Source organism: Tenacibaculum sp. XPcli2-G (genome assembly GCF_024124505.1).
Classification (GTDB): domain Bacteria; phylum Bacteroidota; class Bacteroidia; order Flavobacteriales; family Flavobacteriaceae; genus Polaribacter; species Polaribacter mesophilus.
Map to the genome: position 1 here is coordinate 693,683 of NZ_JAMXSH010000001.1, position 18,804 is coordinate 712,486.

An 18,804-nucleotide genomic window follows, 5' to 3' on the forward strand; every position below is an offset into this window, starting at 1 on the left:
CAATAAAAAATCATTACAATGAACATTCCATCAGAATTAAAGTACACCAAAGACCACGAGTGGGTTAAAGTAGAAAATGGTGTAGCAACTATTGGTATTACTGATTTTGCACAAGGAGAGTTAGGAGATATCGTATACGTTGACGTAGATACATTAGATGAGGAATTAGATGCTGAAGAAGTTTTCGGTTCTGTAGAAGCAGTAAAAACAGTTTCAGACCTTTTTATGCCTTTATCAGGAGAAGTAGTAGAGTTTAATGAAGCTTTAGAAGATGAACCAGAATTAGTAAACTCTGACCCTTATGGAAACGGGTGGATGATAAAAGTAAAATTATCTGACGATTCACAAGTAGCAGATTTATTAAGTGCTGAAGCATATCAAGAACTTATTAAGGGATAAACTAACCATAATAGCAATACTAATAACTTTAAGTATTGCTATTATTAGTTTAGTAAAAATAGAAAAAGCACCTATACAAATTAACCATATAGATAAGCTAGAACATACCTTTGCTTATTTCGTGTTAAGTTTGGTATGGTTGTTAGCTTTAAAAACAACAAAAATTAATAAATATATTACTGTTTTTTGTTGTTTTTTTTACGGCATAATTATTGAGGTTCTACAAGTTACAACAACGTCATATAGATCAGGAGAGGTTTTAGATATAATGGCAAACACGACGGGTATTTTAATAGCTTTCATAGTTTATAACTTTTTTTTAAGAAAAATAAAGCTATTTAAAGATTAAGCTTGTAAAAGTTGAAATAAATTAATTAAATTAGCGAACTATTAAAAACATTTAGGATGGAAATCAAGAAAAATCCAAAATCAAACTTAGAGAACTATAGTAAACTATTTATGCAAATAGGTTTGGTTTTAGCTTTATTTGTAACGTATGTTGCTATTGAGAATAAGACATATGATAAAGAGTATGGAGAGTTAGGTATGGCTAACATGGCTACTGATATTGAAGAAGAAACTATTGAGCTTCAAATTGAGCCACCAAAGCCAAAACCAAATACACCTCCACCACCAGCTCCTGAAAAAATTGAAGTAGTAGAAGACGAAGAAGAGATTGAAGAAACAGTTATCGAATCAACTGAAACTGATGAATCTGAAGCTGTAGAGGTAGAAGATATTCAAGAGGTTGAAGAGGTTGAAGAAGTGGTAGAAGATGTACCATTCGCTATTATTGAGGAAGTTCCTGTATTTCCTGGTTGTAGTGGAACAAAAGCTCAAAAGAAAGCATGTTTGAATAAAAAGTTACAGAAGCATATTCAACGTAACTTTAATGCAGAATTAGCAAATGAATTAGGTTTATCTCCAGGTAAGAAAAGAATTTATGTACAGTTTAAAATTGATAAGGACGGTACTATTACTAGTGTAGCGGCAAGAGCTCCTCATCCAAGATTAAAAAAAGAGGCAGAAAGAGTTGCTAAGAAAATACCTAAAATGAAACCAGGTAGACAAAGAGGTAGACCAGTAAGAGTAGGTTATACGTTACCTATTACATTTAATGTAGAGTAGTAGAAACTTACTAAAAGATAAAAAAAGACAATCTAAAACGGATTGTCTTTTTTTATTGGCACGTTTCTTGTTTTTAACATAGTATTAACATAAAAAACAAATACTATGAAAACACCTAAGAAGCATGCTAAAAAGCAATTAGAAAAATTTTCAACTATTTTTACACAATTAGGCTTAGTGCTAACTTTGTTTGTCGTTTTTCTTGTTTTAGAGCACGAAACAGTTAAAGATACAGCGGTAGTTGAACCTACTAATGTACAAGATTATGAGAAAATTTACACTTTTGATACCCCTTTTATTATAAGAAGCAGAGTAAAAGAAATTGTAAAACCAAAGAAGAAGCGTGTAATTAAAGAAATATTTAAACCCGAAGTAGTAGATAATAATACAGAAAATACCACTGTAATAGATTTACCTGTAGATGAAGCACCTATTGATTTAAATCAAATTCCAGAGTTAAAAGAAACTGAAACTATAGAAGATAGTGATGATCCAATTTCAATTAAGAATGTCCAAAACACTCCGGTTTTTAAAGGTTGTGAAGGACTCTCAGAAGAAGAAAACATAAAATGTTTTGAAAGAAAAATACAACAGCATATACAACGTAATTTTAATTCTGAATTGGCGCAAGATGTAGAATTAAATTCTGGTAAATATAAAATATTGACACAGTTTGTTATTGATAAGTTAGGTAATGTTACGGATATTCAAATTAGGGCACCACATACTAAATTAAAAAAGGAAACAAACAGAGTAGTAAATAAAATTCCAAAATTTACTCCAGGAAAACAGAATAATAAAGAAGTAAAAGTAAAATATACGCTACCAATTACTTTTAGAGTGGAATAAAAAGTAAAAACTCAGCCAACTGGTTGAGTTTTTTTATTTTTGTTATATATGGATACAGATAAAATGTTTTTTGCACATGAGACAGCAGTTATTGATGATGGTTGCATAATTGGAGAAGGAACTAAAATATGGCACTTTAGCCATATTATGCCTAATTGTAACATTGGTAATAATTGTAATATTGGACAAAACGTAGTAGTGTCGCCTCAGGTTGTTTTAGGGAATAATGTAAAGGTTCAAAATAATGTTTCTATATATACGGGTGTTAGATGCGAAGATGATGTCTTTTTAGGACCCTCTATGGTTTTTACCAATGTAATTAATCCACGTAGCGCCATAAAAAGACAAGATCAGTATTTAGAAACAATTGTTAAAAAAGGAGCGAGTATAGGAGCAAATGCAACAATTGTATGCGGTAACAATATTGGAGAATACGCTTTTATAGGAGCAGGAGCAGTGGTAACTAAAGAAGTTAAACCTTATGCGTTAGTTGTAGGAAACCCATCAAAACAAATAGGGTGGATTAGTGAGTACGGACATCGGTTAAATTTTGATGATGAAGGTTTGGCTACTTGCTCAGAAAGTGGAGATAAATATATCTTGAAAAACAATGAGTTAAGAAAACTTTAAGTTAAAGTTTAAAAAAAGTGAAAAAACTTAAAAAAATATTTGTGAAAAGAAAAATCTTATTTATATTTGAACAGTGGTTTTTAAACCACTTTCTTTTTCTTTTTCATAGCAATTTTTCCCACTCAATTTTGAGTGGGTTTTCTTTTTATAAAAACTTCCCAAATAAAGTAACTGTATAGAATAATGTATTCTAAAGTAATTAACCAAAGATTTTCTTTCCATGGAGAATTAGCATATGCCTGATAACTTAGAATAATAACTAAACTCCACAAAACAGCATAATGATATTGAGTAAATACAGATAAAATTAAAAGCGTTGCTATATACCAAGGATGCATTGTTGTTGTTGAAAAATAGTAGAACGACAAAGCAAATAGCATACTTAGAATTAATTGTTTTGTTGACTTGTTCTTTTTGAAAAAAGTAAGAATTAATAAAAAGCAAACGGTAAGAATAGGTATTATTTTACCAATAATGGCAATCTCATTATAGCCTCTAAATTGATAACCAATTTCTCTAGCTATATAGTAAAAACTAGCATTAAACTCAAAGCTTCTAAACCATAAACCAACAGAGTTAGTATAGTTTGAAATTAACTCTGGAGAATAGAAAGGAAGAAAAAGTAACACAATTGTTAGAACTACAGTTCCGTAAAAAAATGCTAATTTTTGTAATCCTTTAAGGAGTGAAAAATCATTTTTTACAAACCATTGAAAAAATAAAGGTAAAAAGAGTAAAGGGATTAGTTTTACAGAAACTGAACAAGCCATTAGTATAGCTGCTAAAAACCACTTCTGTTTATGTAGTGTATAAATACTCCAAACCAGAAAGAATAACATAACAGGTTCAAAATGTAAGTTTCCAGTAAGTTCAATTATAATAAATGGGTTTAAAACATATAGAAAAATGTTTTTAACGGGTAATTGTAATCTTTCTAAAAGCTTTTTACCAAAGTATAAAATACCAACATCAGCCAAGATAATAAGTGTTCGCATTACAATAACGCTCCCAATAATGCTGTTTTTAGCAAACAAGGCGGCTATTAAAAAGCAAAGTTGATTAACTGGAGGATAGTTGGTGTAATGACTACCATTTAAGGCTCCCATTCCTTCATACAAATCCTTAGCTTGGTTAATAGGGTAGTTATGCTGCTCAATAAACGTTTGAGGTAATGATAAATAAGGATTTATTCCTTCTAAAATCATACGTCCATCCCAAATAAAACGATAGAAATCTTGAGATAGATTAGGAATAGCAAAAAAGAAAACCAATCGAAATAAGACCGAAATTCCAGCTAAATGAGCAAACGATAACTTTTTATCACGTAAAAGAACAAAATAACAAGTAAATAGGCTAATCCAGAGAAAAAGTAACTTGTTAAATTCGGTACGTTCAATTGTATAAGCAAATAAAAAATAAAGAACAACACTAACAAAGGTTAGTATAATTAAGCTATATTTTTTAAAAAAAGACATTTAAGCTTTTGAGAAAATCGATTTAAAAAAGACATATCCAAAACCAACAAATAACATTAAATGAAAAGGGAACAAACCAAAGTCTCCACCCTGATCACCAACAGTAAATGCACTATACATACCAAAAGCAAAGTATAAAGCTAACAAACCTTCTATAATTACATGTAAAGATGGCCTTTTACGAATGTATTTATTGTTTTTCCAACTATCTTTTAACGACTTAATATTGAATTTAGGGGTTCTTACAAATTCACTTTTTTTACCTAAATGACCTTCTAAAACAGCAATTGTATTGTGTAAAGAGAAGCCCATGGCAATAGAGAAAAAAGCGAAAAAGGCACCAATATATTTGATAAAATTCCAGAAACCTCCTCCGTAAGTCCTTTTATACATAAACCAGTAGCAGATAAAGAAAATAAAGGTACTTACAATAAAAAAGCTCATGACTAAAAAGTAAATTTTCAAATGCGCATATTCATTTTTAATATACAACATAGGTATACTTAAAACAGCAACTAAAAAGATACAAGTAAACATAGAGCTATTTAGTAAGTGTAGCGTTCCATGAAGTTTTGTTTTAAAAGGAATAGTAGAACTTGTAATAATTCTCTTCAACATTTTTTGAAAATTCTCTGCTCCTCCTTTGTTCCATCTAAACTGTTGTGAACGAGCAGCGCTAATAACTACAGGTAATTCAGCAGGAGTAACAACATTTTCTAAATATTTGAATTTCCAATTCTTTAATTGTGCACGGTAGCTTAAATCTAAGTCTTCTGTTAAAGTATCTCCCTCCCAGTTTCCAGCATCGTAAATACACTCTTTACGCCAAATACCTGCAGTACCATTAAAATTAATAAAATGTCCTTGGCTATTTCTACCTACTTGTTCTAAAGTAAAATGAGCATCTAAAGCAAACGCTTGAATTTTTGTTAAGGTTGAATAATTTCTATTAATATGTCCCCAACGAGTTTGAACTACGCCTATTTCAGGATCTTTAAAATACGGAACGGTTTCCAGTAACCAATTTTTTTTAGGTAAGAAATCGGCGTCAAAAATAGCAATAAACTCACCTTTGGCCGTTTTAAGTCCTTCCTTTAGGGCGCCAGCCTTAAATCCTTGACGGTTTTCACGTCTAATATGTTGAATGTCTAAACCTGTTTTTTGAAGCTCTTTAATTTGTTTAGCTGTGCTCTCAATTGATTCATCGGTAGAATCATCTAATACTTGAATTTCTAACTTTTTGCGTGGATATTCTAATTGAGCAATGTTGTGTAATAAACGCTCCATTACATATAGCTCATTATATACAGGTAGCTGTATTGTTACATACGGAACTTTGTTAATGTCAGATAAATCTAATTTGGGTGCGCTTTCCTTTTTTTTCTGAGCTTTCAAATAGTTGATAAGCAGGTTTAACTGAGCTATAGCGTATAACAATATAAGTACTAATGATATAGTGTATAGCGTAATTATTATATATTCTAAAACCATTATTTAAAGCTATATTTAAAGATCCAACCTAAAATTTTTATGCCGGCTAATATACTACCTTTTACAGTTCCTGAAACCTTTGAAACGCCAATTCTATTTCTATATTTCATAGGAATTTCTGTATAAGTTAATTTTTGTTTCAAAGCCTTTAATTGCATTTCTACTGTCCAACCATACGTTTTGTCTTCCATGTTTAAAGCTAGTAGTTTATCATATTTTATTGCTCTGAAAGGACCTAAATCAGTGAATTTTGCACCAAAAAACAACTTCATTAAAGTAGTTGCTAGCCAATTACCAAAAACTTGTTGAGGAGTCATAGAGCCCTTTTCACGTAGTCGTTGTACACGAGCACCAATTACAAAATCAATGTTATCATTCATTATTGGAGCAACAAGCTCAGTAAGTTGTTCAGGATAATCAGAATAATCTCCGTCTAAAAAAACAACGATATCTGGCTTTTCGTTTTTAATAGAAATATATTCCATCCCTTTTAAACAAGCATATCCGTAACCTTTTCTATTTTCAGAAAGTACTGTTGCTCCTGCGTTTTTAGCAATGGTTTCAGTATTATCTGTTGAATTGTTACTAATAACAATTACCTCGTCTACTATGGAAGGAATGTCATTGATTACATGGGCAATGGAATCTTGTTCGTTATATGCGGGGATGATAACTTTTATAAGTGGATTCATTAATTATTTTAAGTCGTTGAGATTGTTTTCTTTTGCAAAAGAAGACAAATTATTCCATTCTTTTAGCTTTAGTCCTTCTTTAAACTTTATAGCTTTTGTTACCTTATGTTTTTTGTATAATAAACAGTAACCGTTTTTTTTATTGTTTTTGATTTGACATTTTTGATAAATACCTCCTTTATTATTGTAAAAGACCCACCATTTGTTTGGTAATCCATTAATAAAATGTCCTTCCTTTTTTTTAAAAGAGTTTTCATAATAAAAATGCCAATACTTAACAGGAAGGTTATTTTTAAAACTTCCTTCTTTTTTAATGTTTCCATTTTTGTAATAAAAAATCCAATAATCGGTTTTTTTATTATTTTCAAGCCAGCCTTCTTCTTTTAATGTTCCTTCTTCATAAAATGATTTATGATATGTTTTTTGCCCAACTAAAGAGAAAGTAATAAAAAAGCATAGTATGAAAACATTATTTTTCATTTACCAATTTCATTAAATCAACATCGTTACCTAATAAAACCTCTGTTGGGTTGATACGTCCTTTTTCCGGACCATTTTCCAACTTTAATACTCCTCTAGGGCATACTGCCGAACAAATACCACAACCAACACAACTTGCACGCACTATATTTTCTCCTTTTTGGGCATATGCACGTACATCAATACCTTGTTCACAATACGTAGAACAATTTCCACAAGAAATACATTGTCCGCCATTGGTAGTAATTCTAAATCGAGATTTAAAACGTTGTACAATTCCTAAATAAGCGGCTAACGGACAACCGAAACGACACCAAACACGGTTTCCAAAAATTGGATAAAACCCGGTACCAATAACTCCTGCAAACCAAGCTCCTATTAAAAAGCTGTAAGTATCTTTTATCCATTGAGAGTTGATTCCAAGGAAAGATTGTGCACCAGTAAAGTAACAGTATAACGTTACAACTGTCATTATTAACGAGAACACCAAAACACTATGTATTAACCAGCGCTCTAGTTTCCATGCATTCATACTTTTGTTAGAATGCTGACGGTATGGATCACCTAAAGTTTCAGCTAAACCACCACAACCACAAACCCAAGAGCAATACCATCTTTTTCCGAAGAAATATACCATTACAGGGACAATGATAAGCGTAAGTACAATACCCCAAACTAAAATAAATAAACCAATAGCTCCGCTATTTCTCAAGCTATCTAAATTCCATTCAAAAAAGAAATCATAGTCTAACGGAAAAGCATTTTTAAAATCATACCCAGGCATATTTAAACTGGTCATGATTTCTGGGATAAGGAAGGCAAATACAATTTGAAAGAATAAGACAGAAGTTGTTCTTATAACTTGGTATTTGTTGTGTCTATACTTTATATACATTCTCACTCCCATTGTAAGCATAATCACACAGTATAAAAAACCGTATACAAACCACTGGCTTGCCTCACCGCCGTTTAAAAATTTACTGATAGGGTCTAATATAAAAGTCCAGTTAACCACATAATCAGGAAAAAAATAAAGCAACAAGTAAAAAACAACTAAGTAAATTAAAACTAACCAAGCTATCCATCCTCGATTTGTACTAGCTTCTAAATAAATACCATTATTCTTTATTCCTTTTGGACCAAGTAAAATAAAATTAGGAAGTATAAATAACAGTGCTCCCAAAATACCTAAACCAAAAGTGAGTAACCATAGCAAACTTGAGTTGTTTCTAACAAAACCATTTCCAGCTTTTTTAGCTAACTCATAACTTAAGGTATGGGGTTTCCCATAAATTAAATATTGGTATTGTTCACCTTTTTTATCCCAATTTTTTTCAGCGTCGTATTTAGCAATTAGAGTATTATAATGATTGTTAGATGCTTCATAAGCATTTCTAACCCGACTAGAAAATTCAAAAATATTAAAGCTTTCATCGGTAACAATAGCTTTACTGAGTTTCTCTTTTATGATTTCACTTTTATATCCTTTTTCAGTAATAAATGAATCTAGTTCTGATTGATTTAAATTAAAAGAACCCGTAAAAATTACTCCTGAAAAAATGATTAACCCTATTAAGAATAGAAGTAGACCTGTTTGTTTTATTATTTTCATCCTAAACTCTGCTGAAAATTCGCTTCCAGCTTTTCTTTTTTAATTGAATATTGGTGTTGTTTTCTTTGTTGAATTTTGCTACAATTTCTGATTCGTGAAGTTTATAGAATTCTGGGTCGAAGTTTGCATCTGCTAAATGTTCTAAAGTATAAGTTACAGACTGCTTTTCATTCAAAATTTTGTCAAAAAACTCATGACGCATTCGTATCCCTAATGTATTTATACCAAGGAATTCTTGCGTTTTTTTATCATAGTTAATTCGAATACATTTTTTACCACTCTCATGTTCCCAGTAAAAATGAGCTTCATTTTCTTTAGGTTGCGGCCATACCCAACCATAAGTTTGGTATTCAATATCAATAAATTTTGCTGAGTTAAACCAGTGCCCAGGTTTGTATTGAATTCGATTGCCACAAATAGTTTGTGCAACAGTTTCCCCCATCATTCTACCAGTGTACCAAACAGCTTCAATAGGACGACGTAAACCAATTGCTTCATGTTGTTCTGCACAATCTCCAATTGCATACACATCTTTGATATTGGTTTCTAAAAAACGATTGACTTTAATTCCTCTACCAAGTTCAATTTCAGAGCCTTTTAAAAAGTCAATATTAGGAGAAACACCAGCAGTCAAACCAACAACATTACACGGTATTTCTTCACCAGTCTCTTCAACAATTACAGATGTAACTTGCCCGTTTTTATCTGATTTTATTTCTTTTAGGTTTACACCTAAGCGTAAATCGATATGATTTTCTATAATTTCACGATTTATCATGGCAGATTCTCCCTTGGGTAACACTTTGTCCCAAAAACTATTTTCACGAACTAAAAAGGTAACAGGGATATTTCTGCTATGAAGCATTTCGGCAAGTTCAATTCCAATTAAACCTCCACCAACAATAACAGCTCTTTTACATACTTTGTTGTTTGGAGCATATTGTTCAAGAGCCTCTAAATCTTGTTTATGATACATTCCCATAACACCTTTTAAGTCTTGTCCAGGCCAACCAAACTTGTTAGGTTTAGAGCCAGTGGCTATAATTAACTTATCGTAAGACAGTTTTTCTCCAGTGCTAAAGGCTATTTCTTTTTCTGATGAATGTACTTTTGAAACAAACCCTTTTTTGAGATTGATTCTGTTTTTTTTCCAAAACCAAGATTCGTAAGGTTGTGTATGTTCAAATTTCATGTGTCCCATGTACACATACATTAAAGCTGTTCTTGAAAAGAACTCATCAGTTTCAGAAGAAATAAGGGTAATTTTTTTGTCTGATAATTTTCTGATATGCCTTGCGGCTGTAACTCCAGAAATTCCATTACCAATAATAACAACGTGCTCCATAAATGTTGATTTGCTGTTTAGGTCGTTGCTAAAGTTAAGAACTTAATAAAGGAATTGAATTTAGAATGATTTTAAATAAAAAGGCTTTGTAAGAGAAGTTTTTTTTAAGCGACTTAAGATCTATATAAAAAATTAACCTTATGAAACGACAATTAGCAAGCCTTACAGTTTTACTGTTTTTTGTAGTGCAACTTTCAAATGCTCAAGATGATAAAGCAGAAAAATCAAATATTCAAACATATACACCATCTAAGCTTTTAAATAATGGTCAGTGGGATATTAAATGGTTTAATAACCTATATACTGAAACAAAATTTGCAGATGCAGATGGTAACACCAAATCGAAAGCAAGAGAGAATTACTTTACTTCAACGTTGGAAGCTTTCACTGGAATTTCTAAAAATAACCGTATTAACGTAGGAGCAATTGTAGAGTTTCGTTCAAACACAATAGGAGGGCGTCAAGCATTATCAGTATTTAGTTTAGAAGATAACCCAAATTCTGAAAGAAAAGGAATTACATCAATTGCACCAGCTATTAAGTTTCAACCATTAAAAAATGTAGGAAACTTTTCCGTTCAATCAGCAATACATATTCCTTTGGTGAGTAATGAAACAGAAAATGGTGTCTTTTTAGATCAAACAGCATGGACTTTTCAGAATCGATTTTTTTACGATTATACTTTTTCTAGTGGAAAATGGCAGTTATTTACAGAGTTAAATACGGAGTACAATTTTGGTGATGAGGATAGCTTTGCGAACAATACTTTTTTGTTAACTCCTGGTGTTTTCTTTAGTTATTTTCCCAACGAAAAGTCTACCGTATTAGTGTTTTCTCAACATTCACAAAGATTTGGAGATTTTACACAAGATTATACAGCTTTAGGTTTGGGAGGAAAATATCAATTAACCAGTGTTTTAAACTTGGAGATTTTGTACAGTAACTTTGTTAGAGGAAACAACAATGGGCAAGGACAAAGTTTTAATGTAGGATTAAGGGCATTATTTTAAAAATAGTAAATTAGAGGAGTAATGAAAACTCTAAAACTCCTTTTTATAAGTTGTATTTTTTTGGTAAGCTCTTGTACGAGCCAATCAAAAAAGATAAACGGTGTTAGTTTTGTTGCTTTTTCAAAGAAGATAACAAGTAAACATATTAATGATGTAAAAAAGGTATCAGCAAATTATGTAACGTTGATGCCTTTTGCTTTTATTAAAAGCTTGTCTTCCCCAAATGTAATTTATGACTCCAAAAAGCAATGGTTTGGAGAGACAAAAGAAGGTGTAAAACAATATGCCAAAGAGTTTCAACAAAGCAAAATTAAGATTATGTTGAAACCACAAATTTGGGTTTGGAATGGTGTGTATACAGGATCTATAAAAATGAATTCCGAAGATGAATGGAGAGAGTTAGAACAATCGTATGAAGATTTTATCCTCGTTTTTGCCAAAGTAGCAGAAGAAATTAATGCAGAAATTTTTTGTATTGGAACAGAATTGGAGCAGTTTGTAATAAACAGACCAGAATACTGGAAAAAACTCATTAAAAAAATTAGAAAGGTATACTCTGGAAAATTGACCTATGCAGCAAATTGGGACGAATTTAAGCGAGTAGACTTTTGGGAGGATTTAGACTTTATAGGAATTGATGCTTATTTTCCGTTAAGTGATCAAAAATCCCCAACTCTTAAAGATTTTGAAAAAGGTTGGCAACCTCACAAAAATGAAATTATTCAGGTTCAAAGTAAGTTTAATAAGCCTGTTTTATTTACCGAGTATGGGTACAGAAGTGTAAATTTTACGGGTAAAGAGCCATGGAAATCAGATAGAATAGAAGGAGATATCAATTTAGAAAACCAACAAAAAGCATTACAAGCTTTGTATAATCAATTTTGGAAAGAAGATTGGTTTGCTGGTGGTTTTGTTTGGAAATGGTTTCATAATCATAAAGAAGTTGGAGGGGAAGATAACAATAGGTTTACACCTCAAAACAAACCAGCAGAATTGACTATAAAAAAGATGTATGAAAATAGTAAATGAAAAATATAAAAATAAGTATCTATTTTTCTTGAAGACAATAATTCTTGCAACATTTTGGTTGTCTGTAAACTGTTATTCACAAGAAAAAAGTATAGAAAAAATTACTTTTTCAGGAGCTAAAAAAACGAAAGCACATGTTTTAAAGAAAATACTGAAATCAAAAGAAAATAAAGTGCTTGATTCAATGGTATTAAAAGAAGATATGATTCGTTTGAAGCGCTTACCAGCAATTTCTAATGCGTATTTTAAAGCATCATGTTCTGAGGGTAAATGTAATGTTGTTGTAACTGTAGAAGAGAACTTTACAATAATTCCAGAAGTCAATTTTCACAAAACAATCAATCAAAAATTAGCCTACAGAATAGGAGTAGGTGAGTATAACTTTTTGGGGAGGAACATGACCCTTGGCGGGTTTTACCAATACAATGGTTTTGATTCTTATGGAATTAATTTTAGGGCGCCTACGTTATTTTCAGCAAAATGGGGAGTGTCATTAAATCATCAAAACTGGATAAGTGAAGAACCACTGTATTTTGGTAGTGAATCAGCCAATTATAAGTATCAGAATATTTCTTATGAAGCTTTGGCTTTATACCAACACAATTTTAAAAATCAGTTTCAGTTTGGAATTAATTTTTTTGAGGAAAAGTATAATTATTTAAGTGGAAGTACTTCATCGGATGTTCCTACTGAGTTAAATGTAGATAAAAAGCTACTGAAGCTAATTTATGTTTTTGATAATCTAGATTATAATTATCAGTACATAAATGGGGTTAAAAATGAGTTTCATGGACAGTATGTAACTTCTGAAAATGAATATCAGAATGATTTTTTAATTTTTTGGAATGACTTTTTTTACTTTAAAAGAATAGGTGAAAAAGGAAATTGGGCAAACAGATTGCGTTTTGGTTTGTCATCTAATGATGATACTCCATTTGCTCCATTTGCTTTAGATAATAATTTGAATTTACGAGGAGTTGGTATTTTAGTTGATCGAGGTACTGGAAGTATTGTTTGGAATACCGAATATAGGCATACGCTATATGAAAAAAAATGGTTTGTTATTCAAAGTAATGTGTTTGTAGACGCTGGAACATGGCGTAATCCAGGAGGAAGTTTTAATGATTTTATCAATAGTGATAATATGAAAGTTTATTCAGGTATAGGTTTACGTTTCATTAATAAAAAAATATTTAATGCAACTTTTAGAATTGATTATGGGCATGGGCTTACAAAGAATGCATCAAAAGGATTTGTGTTTGGCATAGGTCAATATTTTTAATCACAGATAGCCTAGAGTTTAATCTCGAATGAGTTGTTTATTTGCATAAAAAAAAACGAGGTTGTGAAATACAAACCTCGCTTTTTAAGCTATTCTTATGTAGAAAAACGTTTTATTTTTTCTTTGGGTGTACTAACTTCATTTCTTCAATTAAGTGTTTTGCTCCTGCATATTTATCTACAATAAATAATACATAGCGAACATCAACCATAATATTTCTACAAATTTCAGGATCGTAATTCATATCACTCATCGTTCCTTCCCATACACGGTCGAAGTTTAAACCAATTAAGTTTCCATGTGCATCAATAGCAGGACTACCAGAGTTACCACCTGTGGTATGATTGGTTCCTAAGAAACAAACAGGAACTTTTCCGTTTTTATCAGTGTATTGTCCAAAATCTTTAGCGTCGTATAAATCGCGTAACTTTTGAGGAACGTCAAATTCATAATCACCAGGAACGTATTTTTCAATAACACCATCTAAATAACTTACAGGATTGTAGTACACAGCATCTCTAGGAGAGTATCCACGAACTTGACCGTAAGTAACACGTAAAGTGCTATTAGCATCAGGAAAATAGCGTGCATTTGGTAATGCTTCCATTAATGCTTTCATGTATGTTTTTTGTAACGCTGTAATTGGCTGATTTTTCTGTTGAAACTCAGGATTGATTTTTGTGTAAAACTCTTCAATCATAGGCTTAGCATATTGGTAACCAGCATCTTTGTTTAAGTTTTTTACCACCTTTTTAGCGTCTCCTTCTAATAATTGTAAAGCTTTATTTAAATCAGTAAAATTTGTTTTGTCATAAATAGAAGCATCTACATTAGTAGGATTGTATAAAGGCATTACATTTTTAAACACTCCTTTATCAACATTTACATCAAAGTTTTTATGAATTCCTTTAATTCGATTTACCAAAGAAGTTCTAGCTTCTTCAAACTTTTCAGGTTTATTTAAAGCTACTTGTTCTAACTGATACGCTCTAAAAGTCATTTGCATCAACTCGTTGGTAACTAAGAAAACTTCAATAAAGTTTCTTCTTTTAATATTAATATCAGCAAAGTCTGTATATAATTTTTCAAACTCAGGAAGAATATTTCCGTAGGTTTTTTCTAATCCTTTTTCTTTTAATGCTTTTTTGAAAGTAGCTTCAAAAGCTTGACGCTCTGCGATAGCATTACTCTTTTTAATTCCTAGATTTTCACCAATCCATTTTTTCCAAGCATTTGCAATACGTGCTTGTTTTGAAGCATATTTAATACGAACAGCATCACTAGCTTTCATTTGTGCATCAATTTCTTTTAATGCAGCTTCTCTAATAGCAATGTTACTCGGGTTAAACTCTTGTGTAATATGTTTAATAGCAACAGCTGGTAAATATTCATTAGTACGACCTGGGAAACCAAAAACCATAGTAAAATCACCTTCTTCAATTCCATCTAAAGAAACTGGTAAAAAGTGCTTTGGTTTGTAAGGAACGTTGTCTTTGCTGTATTTAGCAGGACGATTGTTTTTATCAGCATAAATTCTGAATAATGAAAAATCTCCTGTATGACGAGGGAAAACCCAGTTATCGGTATCACTACCAAATTTTCCAATACTACTTGGTGGTGCACCTACTAAACGAACGTCTTCAAATTTTTCTGTAACAAATAAGAAATATTGATTGCCTTTGTAAAATGGCTTTATTTTAACACCTTGCCATGTTTCTTTTTGTACTGTTTTTTGAATTTCGTTGATGTTTTTATCAATAGTCGATTGTTTTTCACGTTCAGTCATAGTATCAGTAACCCCATTCAATGCTTTGGTAGTTACATCATCAATACGAACAATAAATTCAACATATAGCCCTTTATTAGGTAATTCTTCTTTTTTATTCATCGCCCAAAAACCATCTTTTAGGTAATCATTTTCTAAAGAAGAGTGTGATTGAATTTGCCCAAAACCACAGTGGTGATTGGTTAAAATTAATCCTTCAGGAGAAATCACTTCGCTAGTACAACCTCCGTTAAAATGCCCAATAGCATCTTTTAAACTTGAGTTATTTACATCATAAATGTCTTTAGCGGTAAGTTTACTTCCTAAAGAGGTCATTTCTTGTTCATTCATTCCTTCTAAAAGAGAAGGAATCCACATACCTCCTTGCTGTGCAGTAACTTGAACGACAATAAATAAGAATAGAATTTTTATATACTTCATCTGTTTATTTTTAAAAAGCTAAAGATACAAATTGGCAGCAAAACAGCTAATTGAAAGTATTAAGTAATAGGTTAAAAAAGACTTAAAATGTTATTTTTTTCCTATTGGATATATTTCTTGGTGAATAAAGTCTTTAGGGAATTTTTCATCCCCGTCAAAACCTAACTCAATATCACGCCCATTGTAAGGAATGTAGTTAGTTTTAAAAATGTAATCCCATATGCTTAGTGTAATTCCAAAGTTTACTCCCATTTTTCTGTCTTCAGGAAGCTCTTTTGCATGATGCCAAATATGCATTCTTGGATTGTTCAGAATATATTTTAACCAACCGTAATCCCAGTTAATATTGGCATGATTAAGGTGACCAATAGTAATGTTGAAAAAATGAACAATAGCAACGTCTTGTGCTGTAAATCCGCCCATAATAGCAAGCGGAATATACTTCATAGAGTTATATACTACGGGTTCCATCCAATGGTAACGTAAGTGGGCAGCAAACCCCATTTGTTTTACGGAATGGTGCACTTTATGAAAGTTCCATAAAAATTCATATCGATGTAATAATGTATGAGTGAACCACTGTACAAAATCAATACTAATAAAAAATACTAAGAGTCTCGCCCAATAAGGAAATATGTTGATGTCGAATAATTGAAAATTAGCAACCGATAATCCAACCAAACCTAAAATATCATTAAAAAACTGCTCTGCTGTATTTGATAAGGCAATAAGAACGATGAGGTTTAGTAAAAAGAAATTGAAAAACATGTAAAAAGTATCCAGCCAAAAATCTTTACGAAATAAAGGTTGGTTTTTGCGCCAAGGAAAGATAATTTCTAATCCCCAAACAATAAGAGAAATTATAATTAAACCATAAAAATAATTTTCCCATTGAATTTCAAACAAAACAGATTGTTTTAAGTAGTTCCAATAACCAGTGTAGGAGTTTTTTACGATTTCTAGGTATCTTTCCATAGGAGCTATAAATTTCAGCAATAAAAATAATGAATTAATGATTTATAATTTTAAATAAATCTCGTCCTTTCCATAGTCGTTCTTCTTGGGGCAAAATTTCCATATTGTCCCAAAAACCTGTAAGTAATGTTTGTGCATAAGCAGGAGGTAGCTGTTGTTCAGTCATTAATGTATTTGCTTTTTTATAATTATAAGAAAGAGTATGAAAAGAGTATGAAAAACCATTAGTGTCATTTAAAATGGCATACCAAACATGTGGTTTTGCATTGTTAGCAGGCATGCCAATAACTCCCGGGTTTAACCAAAGAAGCGAGTCTTTTTCATCTGTAAAAGGAAGTCCGGAATGTCCAGCAACAATTACATCGCAATTAGTTTCATTGAATGATGAAATTTTATTTTTCCATGGAGTAGATTTAAAAATAAATTCAGAAATATAATGGTATGAACCATGTACCATGAAAATCTTTTTATTTGCATAAGTAAAAGAGATATAATTGGGTAGGGTTTGCATCCAATTAATTGAAGCTTCCGAAAGTTGGTTTTGAGCAAAAGGATACCACGCTTTTGAAAAAACATCACAACGAGAACCTTCTGTAAAATCACAACCACAATTAACCTCTCTATTTCGTAACTGTTGTTCTACATTTCCAATAATACTATGTGCTCCCCAGTTTATAAAGGTTTGTACTGTTTCTTCTGGTTGTGCACAATAGCCAACAATATCACCTGTGCAAAAACAGTTTTCAGGTGCTATATTTTCCTTTTCAGCGACTTTAATTAAAGCTTCTAAAGCTTGTAGATTACTGTAAACACCCCCAAACAAAAGTACTTTTCCTTTAACGGTATTTATGTATGTTGTTTTTGTATCCATAACGGAATTAAATAAAGAGTAAAACAAAGAATACTTCCCCAAACATTGCTCCAGAGTAAATTGGCATACTTGCCAGAAGTAAAAATTAACAAAGAAGGAAAGGCATCAAAAACTAATAAAAATCCAATGATAATACCAGTGCCTACAGATAAGTAGTAACTAATTTTAGGAGGTTTTAACTTCCATAATATAAAAACTGGAGCTAGTCCAATAACCATAGTACCGCTAATAGTGGTTGCTGATAAAATTGAAGCGTTTAAGAACACAGGAAAAGTTCCTATAATAGCAATGATTAGCATTATTATTCTACCAAATGAAACAGAGGGGTTAATGTTTAAATCAATAGCAAAAAGCTTAGCTGTTGATGAAAATGTAGAATCTAAGGTAGATGCAGCTGAGGTAATCATAATAAAATTAACAACTAATAACATTCCAACACCTAAGGTTTTACTAAAAGCAACAGCTGCTTGACCATTAAGGCCATTGATTTTTCCAAAGATACCTACAAAACTAAATAAAACAATACATAAAAACCCAATAACAGTAGCCCAAAGAAAGCTTTTTAGGGTTGTTTTCGGATTACTTATAAAACCACGATCGGTTAACACTGGGTCGTGAAAAGGATAGCTAAACGATTGTAAAAAAGCAGCGATAGCTAAGTTTCCTCCTAAAGCCATCGTCCACTCACCAGAATTTGAAACGGTTTCGTAATTTATACCTTTAGTAGAATAAATATTCCAAAGAATAATAGCCAAAAGTACAGAGAAAAATAACATTTGAATTGCATCAGTAAAAATACTACTACTCAAACCTCCTTTTAAAGCGTAAGTCAAGGTTAAAAGTGTAAAAACCACAATAGAAGTGTAGTATGAAGAGCTACCTACAGCTCCAAAATAAGAACCAATAACCATGGTGTTTGACCAAACTTCGTTAAATAGTCTAATGAGAATTAAAATTGAAAATACAAGAATAGCGGTATTACCAAATCGAATACCTAAAAAGTCATGAATGCTTTTAAAACCTCCTTTGATACGTAGTTGATATATAATTATTCCAGCAACGGCAAACGAAAGGTAATACAGTGCATACGCAACCCCTCCTACAAGTCCAAACTGTAAGCCTAAATTAGCGGCATTGGTAATACTTTTAGCAAAAATCCAAGAGATGACTAAGCTACCTGTGAGTAATAATGTATTAGGTGCTTTTTTATTGTGTGTAGCTTTAAAGAAAGTTTGATTGGTTTGGGCAAAAGGTGCTAATATTAAAAATACTAAGCTGGTACTAAGTAGCAAACCCCATTGCCAAATGTATATTATTTCTTTCATTGGTT

At 31.5% G+C, this 18,804-nt stretch carries 18 protein-coding genes; 8 read left to right on the forward strand and 10 right to left on the reverse strand.

Annotated features, from left to right (window positions below):
- The first annotated feature begins 18 nt into the window (after nucleotides 1-18).
- The 5 genes from gcvH (at nucleotide 19) to NH341_RS03070 (ending at nucleotide 3,006) form a co-directional block, all read left to right on the forward strand.
- On the forward strand, nucleotides 19-399 hold the full coding sequence (gene gcvH / locus NH341_RS03050) for a glycine cleavage system protein GcvH (protein ID WP_047787900.1): 381 nt from the start codon (nucleotides 19-21) through the stop codon (nucleotides 397-399).
- Nucleotides 365-748: a VanZ family protein gene (locus tag NH341_RS15325; RefSeq protein WP_371875252.1), complete on the forward strand. Its 384-nt coding sequence runs from the start codon at nucleotides 365-367 to the stop codon at nucleotides 746-748. Before gcvH ends, NH341_RS15325 begins: the two co-directional genes overlap by 35 nt.
- A gap of 56 nt (nucleotides 749-804) precedes the next feature.
- Complete coding sequence (locus NH341_RS03060; protein WP_047787899.1) at nucleotides 805-1,527, forward strand: energy transducer TonB; 723 nt, start codon at nucleotides 805-807, stop codon at nucleotides 1,525-1,527.
- A 105-nt stretch (nucleotides 1,528-1,632) separates the two neighbouring features.
- On the forward strand, nucleotides 1,633-2,376 hold the full coding sequence (locus NH341_RS03065) for an energy transducer TonB (protein ID WP_253055663.1): 744 nt from the start codon (nucleotides 1,633-1,635) through the stop codon (nucleotides 2,374-2,376).
- A 48-nt stretch (nucleotides 2,377-2,424) separates the two neighbouring features.
- A complete protein-coding gene (locus tag NH341_RS03070) occupies nucleotides 2,425-3,006 on the forward strand; it encodes an acyltransferase (RefSeq protein ID WP_073182254.1) in 582 nt (193 codons plus the stop codon).
- Between the two features lie 122 nt (nucleotides 3,007-3,128).
- On the opposite strand, the gene NH341_RS03075 is transcribed toward NH341_RS03070, so the two are convergent.
- Genes NH341_RS03075 through NH341_RS03100 form a run of 6 tightly spaced genes read right to left on the reverse strand, consistent with a single transcriptional unit; the run spans nucleotide 3,129 to nucleotide 10,101 of the window.
- Complete coding sequence (locus tag NH341_RS03075) at nucleotides 3,129-4,481, reverse strand: mannosyltransferase (RefSeq protein WP_253055664.1); 1,353 nt, start codon at nucleotides 4,479-4,481, stop codon at nucleotides 3,129-3,131.
- Nucleotides 4,482-5,972, reverse strand: coding sequence for a cellulose synthase family protein (locus NH341_RS03080; protein ID WP_253055665.1), 1,491 nt, complete (start codon nucleotides 5,970-5,972; stop codon nucleotides 4,482-4,484).
- Nucleotides 5,972-6,664, reverse strand: coding sequence for a glycosyltransferase family 2 protein (locus NH341_RS03085; protein ID WP_047787894.1), 693 nt, complete (start codon nucleotides 6,662-6,664; stop codon nucleotides 5,972-5,974). Before NH341_RS03085 ends, NH341_RS03080 begins: the two co-directional genes overlap by 1 nt.
- A gap of 3 nt (nucleotides 6,665-6,667) precedes the next feature.
- Nucleotides 6,668-7,144: a toxin-antitoxin system YwqK family antitoxin gene (locus NH341_RS03090; RefSeq protein WP_047787893.1), complete on the reverse strand. Its 477-nt coding sequence runs from the start codon at nucleotides 7,142-7,144 to the stop codon at nucleotides 6,668-6,670.
- Entirely contained in the window at nucleotides 7,134-8,756 is a 1,623-nt protein-coding gene (locus NH341_RS03095; RefSeq protein ID WP_159611011.1) for a 4Fe-4S dicluster domain-containing protein, read from the reverse strand. The genes NH341_RS03090 and NH341_RS03095 overlap by 11 nt, the downstream gene beginning before the upstream one ends.
- A 1-nt stretch (nucleotide 8,757) precedes the next feature.
- Nucleotides 8,758-10,101 (reverse strand): NAD(P)/FAD-dependent oxidoreductase, encoded by a 1,344-nt coding sequence (locus tag NH341_RS03100; RefSeq protein ID WP_173358948.1) that lies wholly within the window; start codon nucleotides 10,099-10,101, stop codon nucleotides 8,758-8,760.
- Nucleotides 10,102-10,241: 140 nt separating this feature from the next.
- Here NH341_RS03100 and NH341_RS03105 point away from each other — a divergent pair, with 140 nt between their 5' ends.
- The 3 genes from NH341_RS03105 to NH341_RS03115 are packed head-to-tail and all read left to right on the forward strand — an operon-like array spanning nucleotide 10,242 to nucleotide 13,422.
- Nucleotides 10,242-11,111, forward strand: a complete 870-nt coding sequence (locus NH341_RS03105; protein ID WP_253055666.1) for a transporter — start codon at nucleotides 10,242-10,244, stop codon at nucleotides 11,109-11,111.
- Nucleotides 11,112-11,132: 21 nt separating this feature from the next.
- Nucleotides 11,133-12,140 (forward strand): glycoside hydrolase, encoded by a 1,008-nt coding sequence (locus NH341_RS03110; protein WP_253055667.1) that lies wholly within the window; start codon nucleotides 11,133-11,135, stop codon nucleotides 12,138-12,140.
- Nucleotides 12,124-13,422 carry a POTRA domain-containing protein gene (locus tag NH341_RS03115; RefSeq protein ID WP_253055668.1) on the forward strand — a complete coding sequence of 433 codons (1,299 nt, stop codon included), beginning with the start codon at nucleotides 12,124-12,126 and terminating at the stop codon, nucleotides 13,420-13,422. Before NH341_RS03110 ends, NH341_RS03115 begins: the two co-directional genes overlap by 17 nt.
- A 112-nt stretch (nucleotides 13,423-13,534) precedes the next feature.
- On the opposite strand, the gene NH341_RS03120 is transcribed toward NH341_RS03115, so the two are convergent.
- The 4 genes from NH341_RS03120 to NH341_RS03135 all read right to left on the reverse strand — a co-directional run bounded on the left by NH341_RS03120 (nucleotide 13,535) and on the right by NH341_RS03135 (nucleotide 18,799).
- Nucleotides 13,535-15,628, reverse strand: a complete 2,094-nt coding sequence (locus NH341_RS03120) for a S46 family peptidase (protein ID WP_253055669.1) — start codon at nucleotides 15,626-15,628, stop codon at nucleotides 13,535-13,537.
- A 90-nt stretch (nucleotides 15,629-15,718) separates the two neighbouring features.
- Nucleotides 15,719-16,603: a sterol desaturase family protein gene (locus tag NH341_RS03125; protein WP_253055670.1), complete on the reverse strand. Its 885-nt coding sequence runs from the start codon at nucleotides 16,601-16,603 to the stop codon at nucleotides 15,719-15,721.
- A 34-nt stretch (nucleotides 16,604-16,637) separates the two neighbouring features.
- Entirely contained in the window at nucleotides 16,638-17,474 is an 837-nt protein-coding gene (locus NH341_RS03130; protein WP_253055671.1) for a metallophosphoesterase, read from the reverse strand.
- Nucleotides 17,450-18,799, reverse strand: a complete 1,350-nt coding sequence (locus NH341_RS03135) for a sodium:solute symporter (protein WP_253055672.1) — start codon at nucleotides 18,797-18,799, stop codon at nucleotides 17,450-17,452. The genes NH341_RS03130 and NH341_RS03135 overlap by 25 nt, the downstream gene beginning before the upstream one ends.
- Between the last annotated feature and the right edge of the window lie 5 nt (nucleotides 18,800-18,804).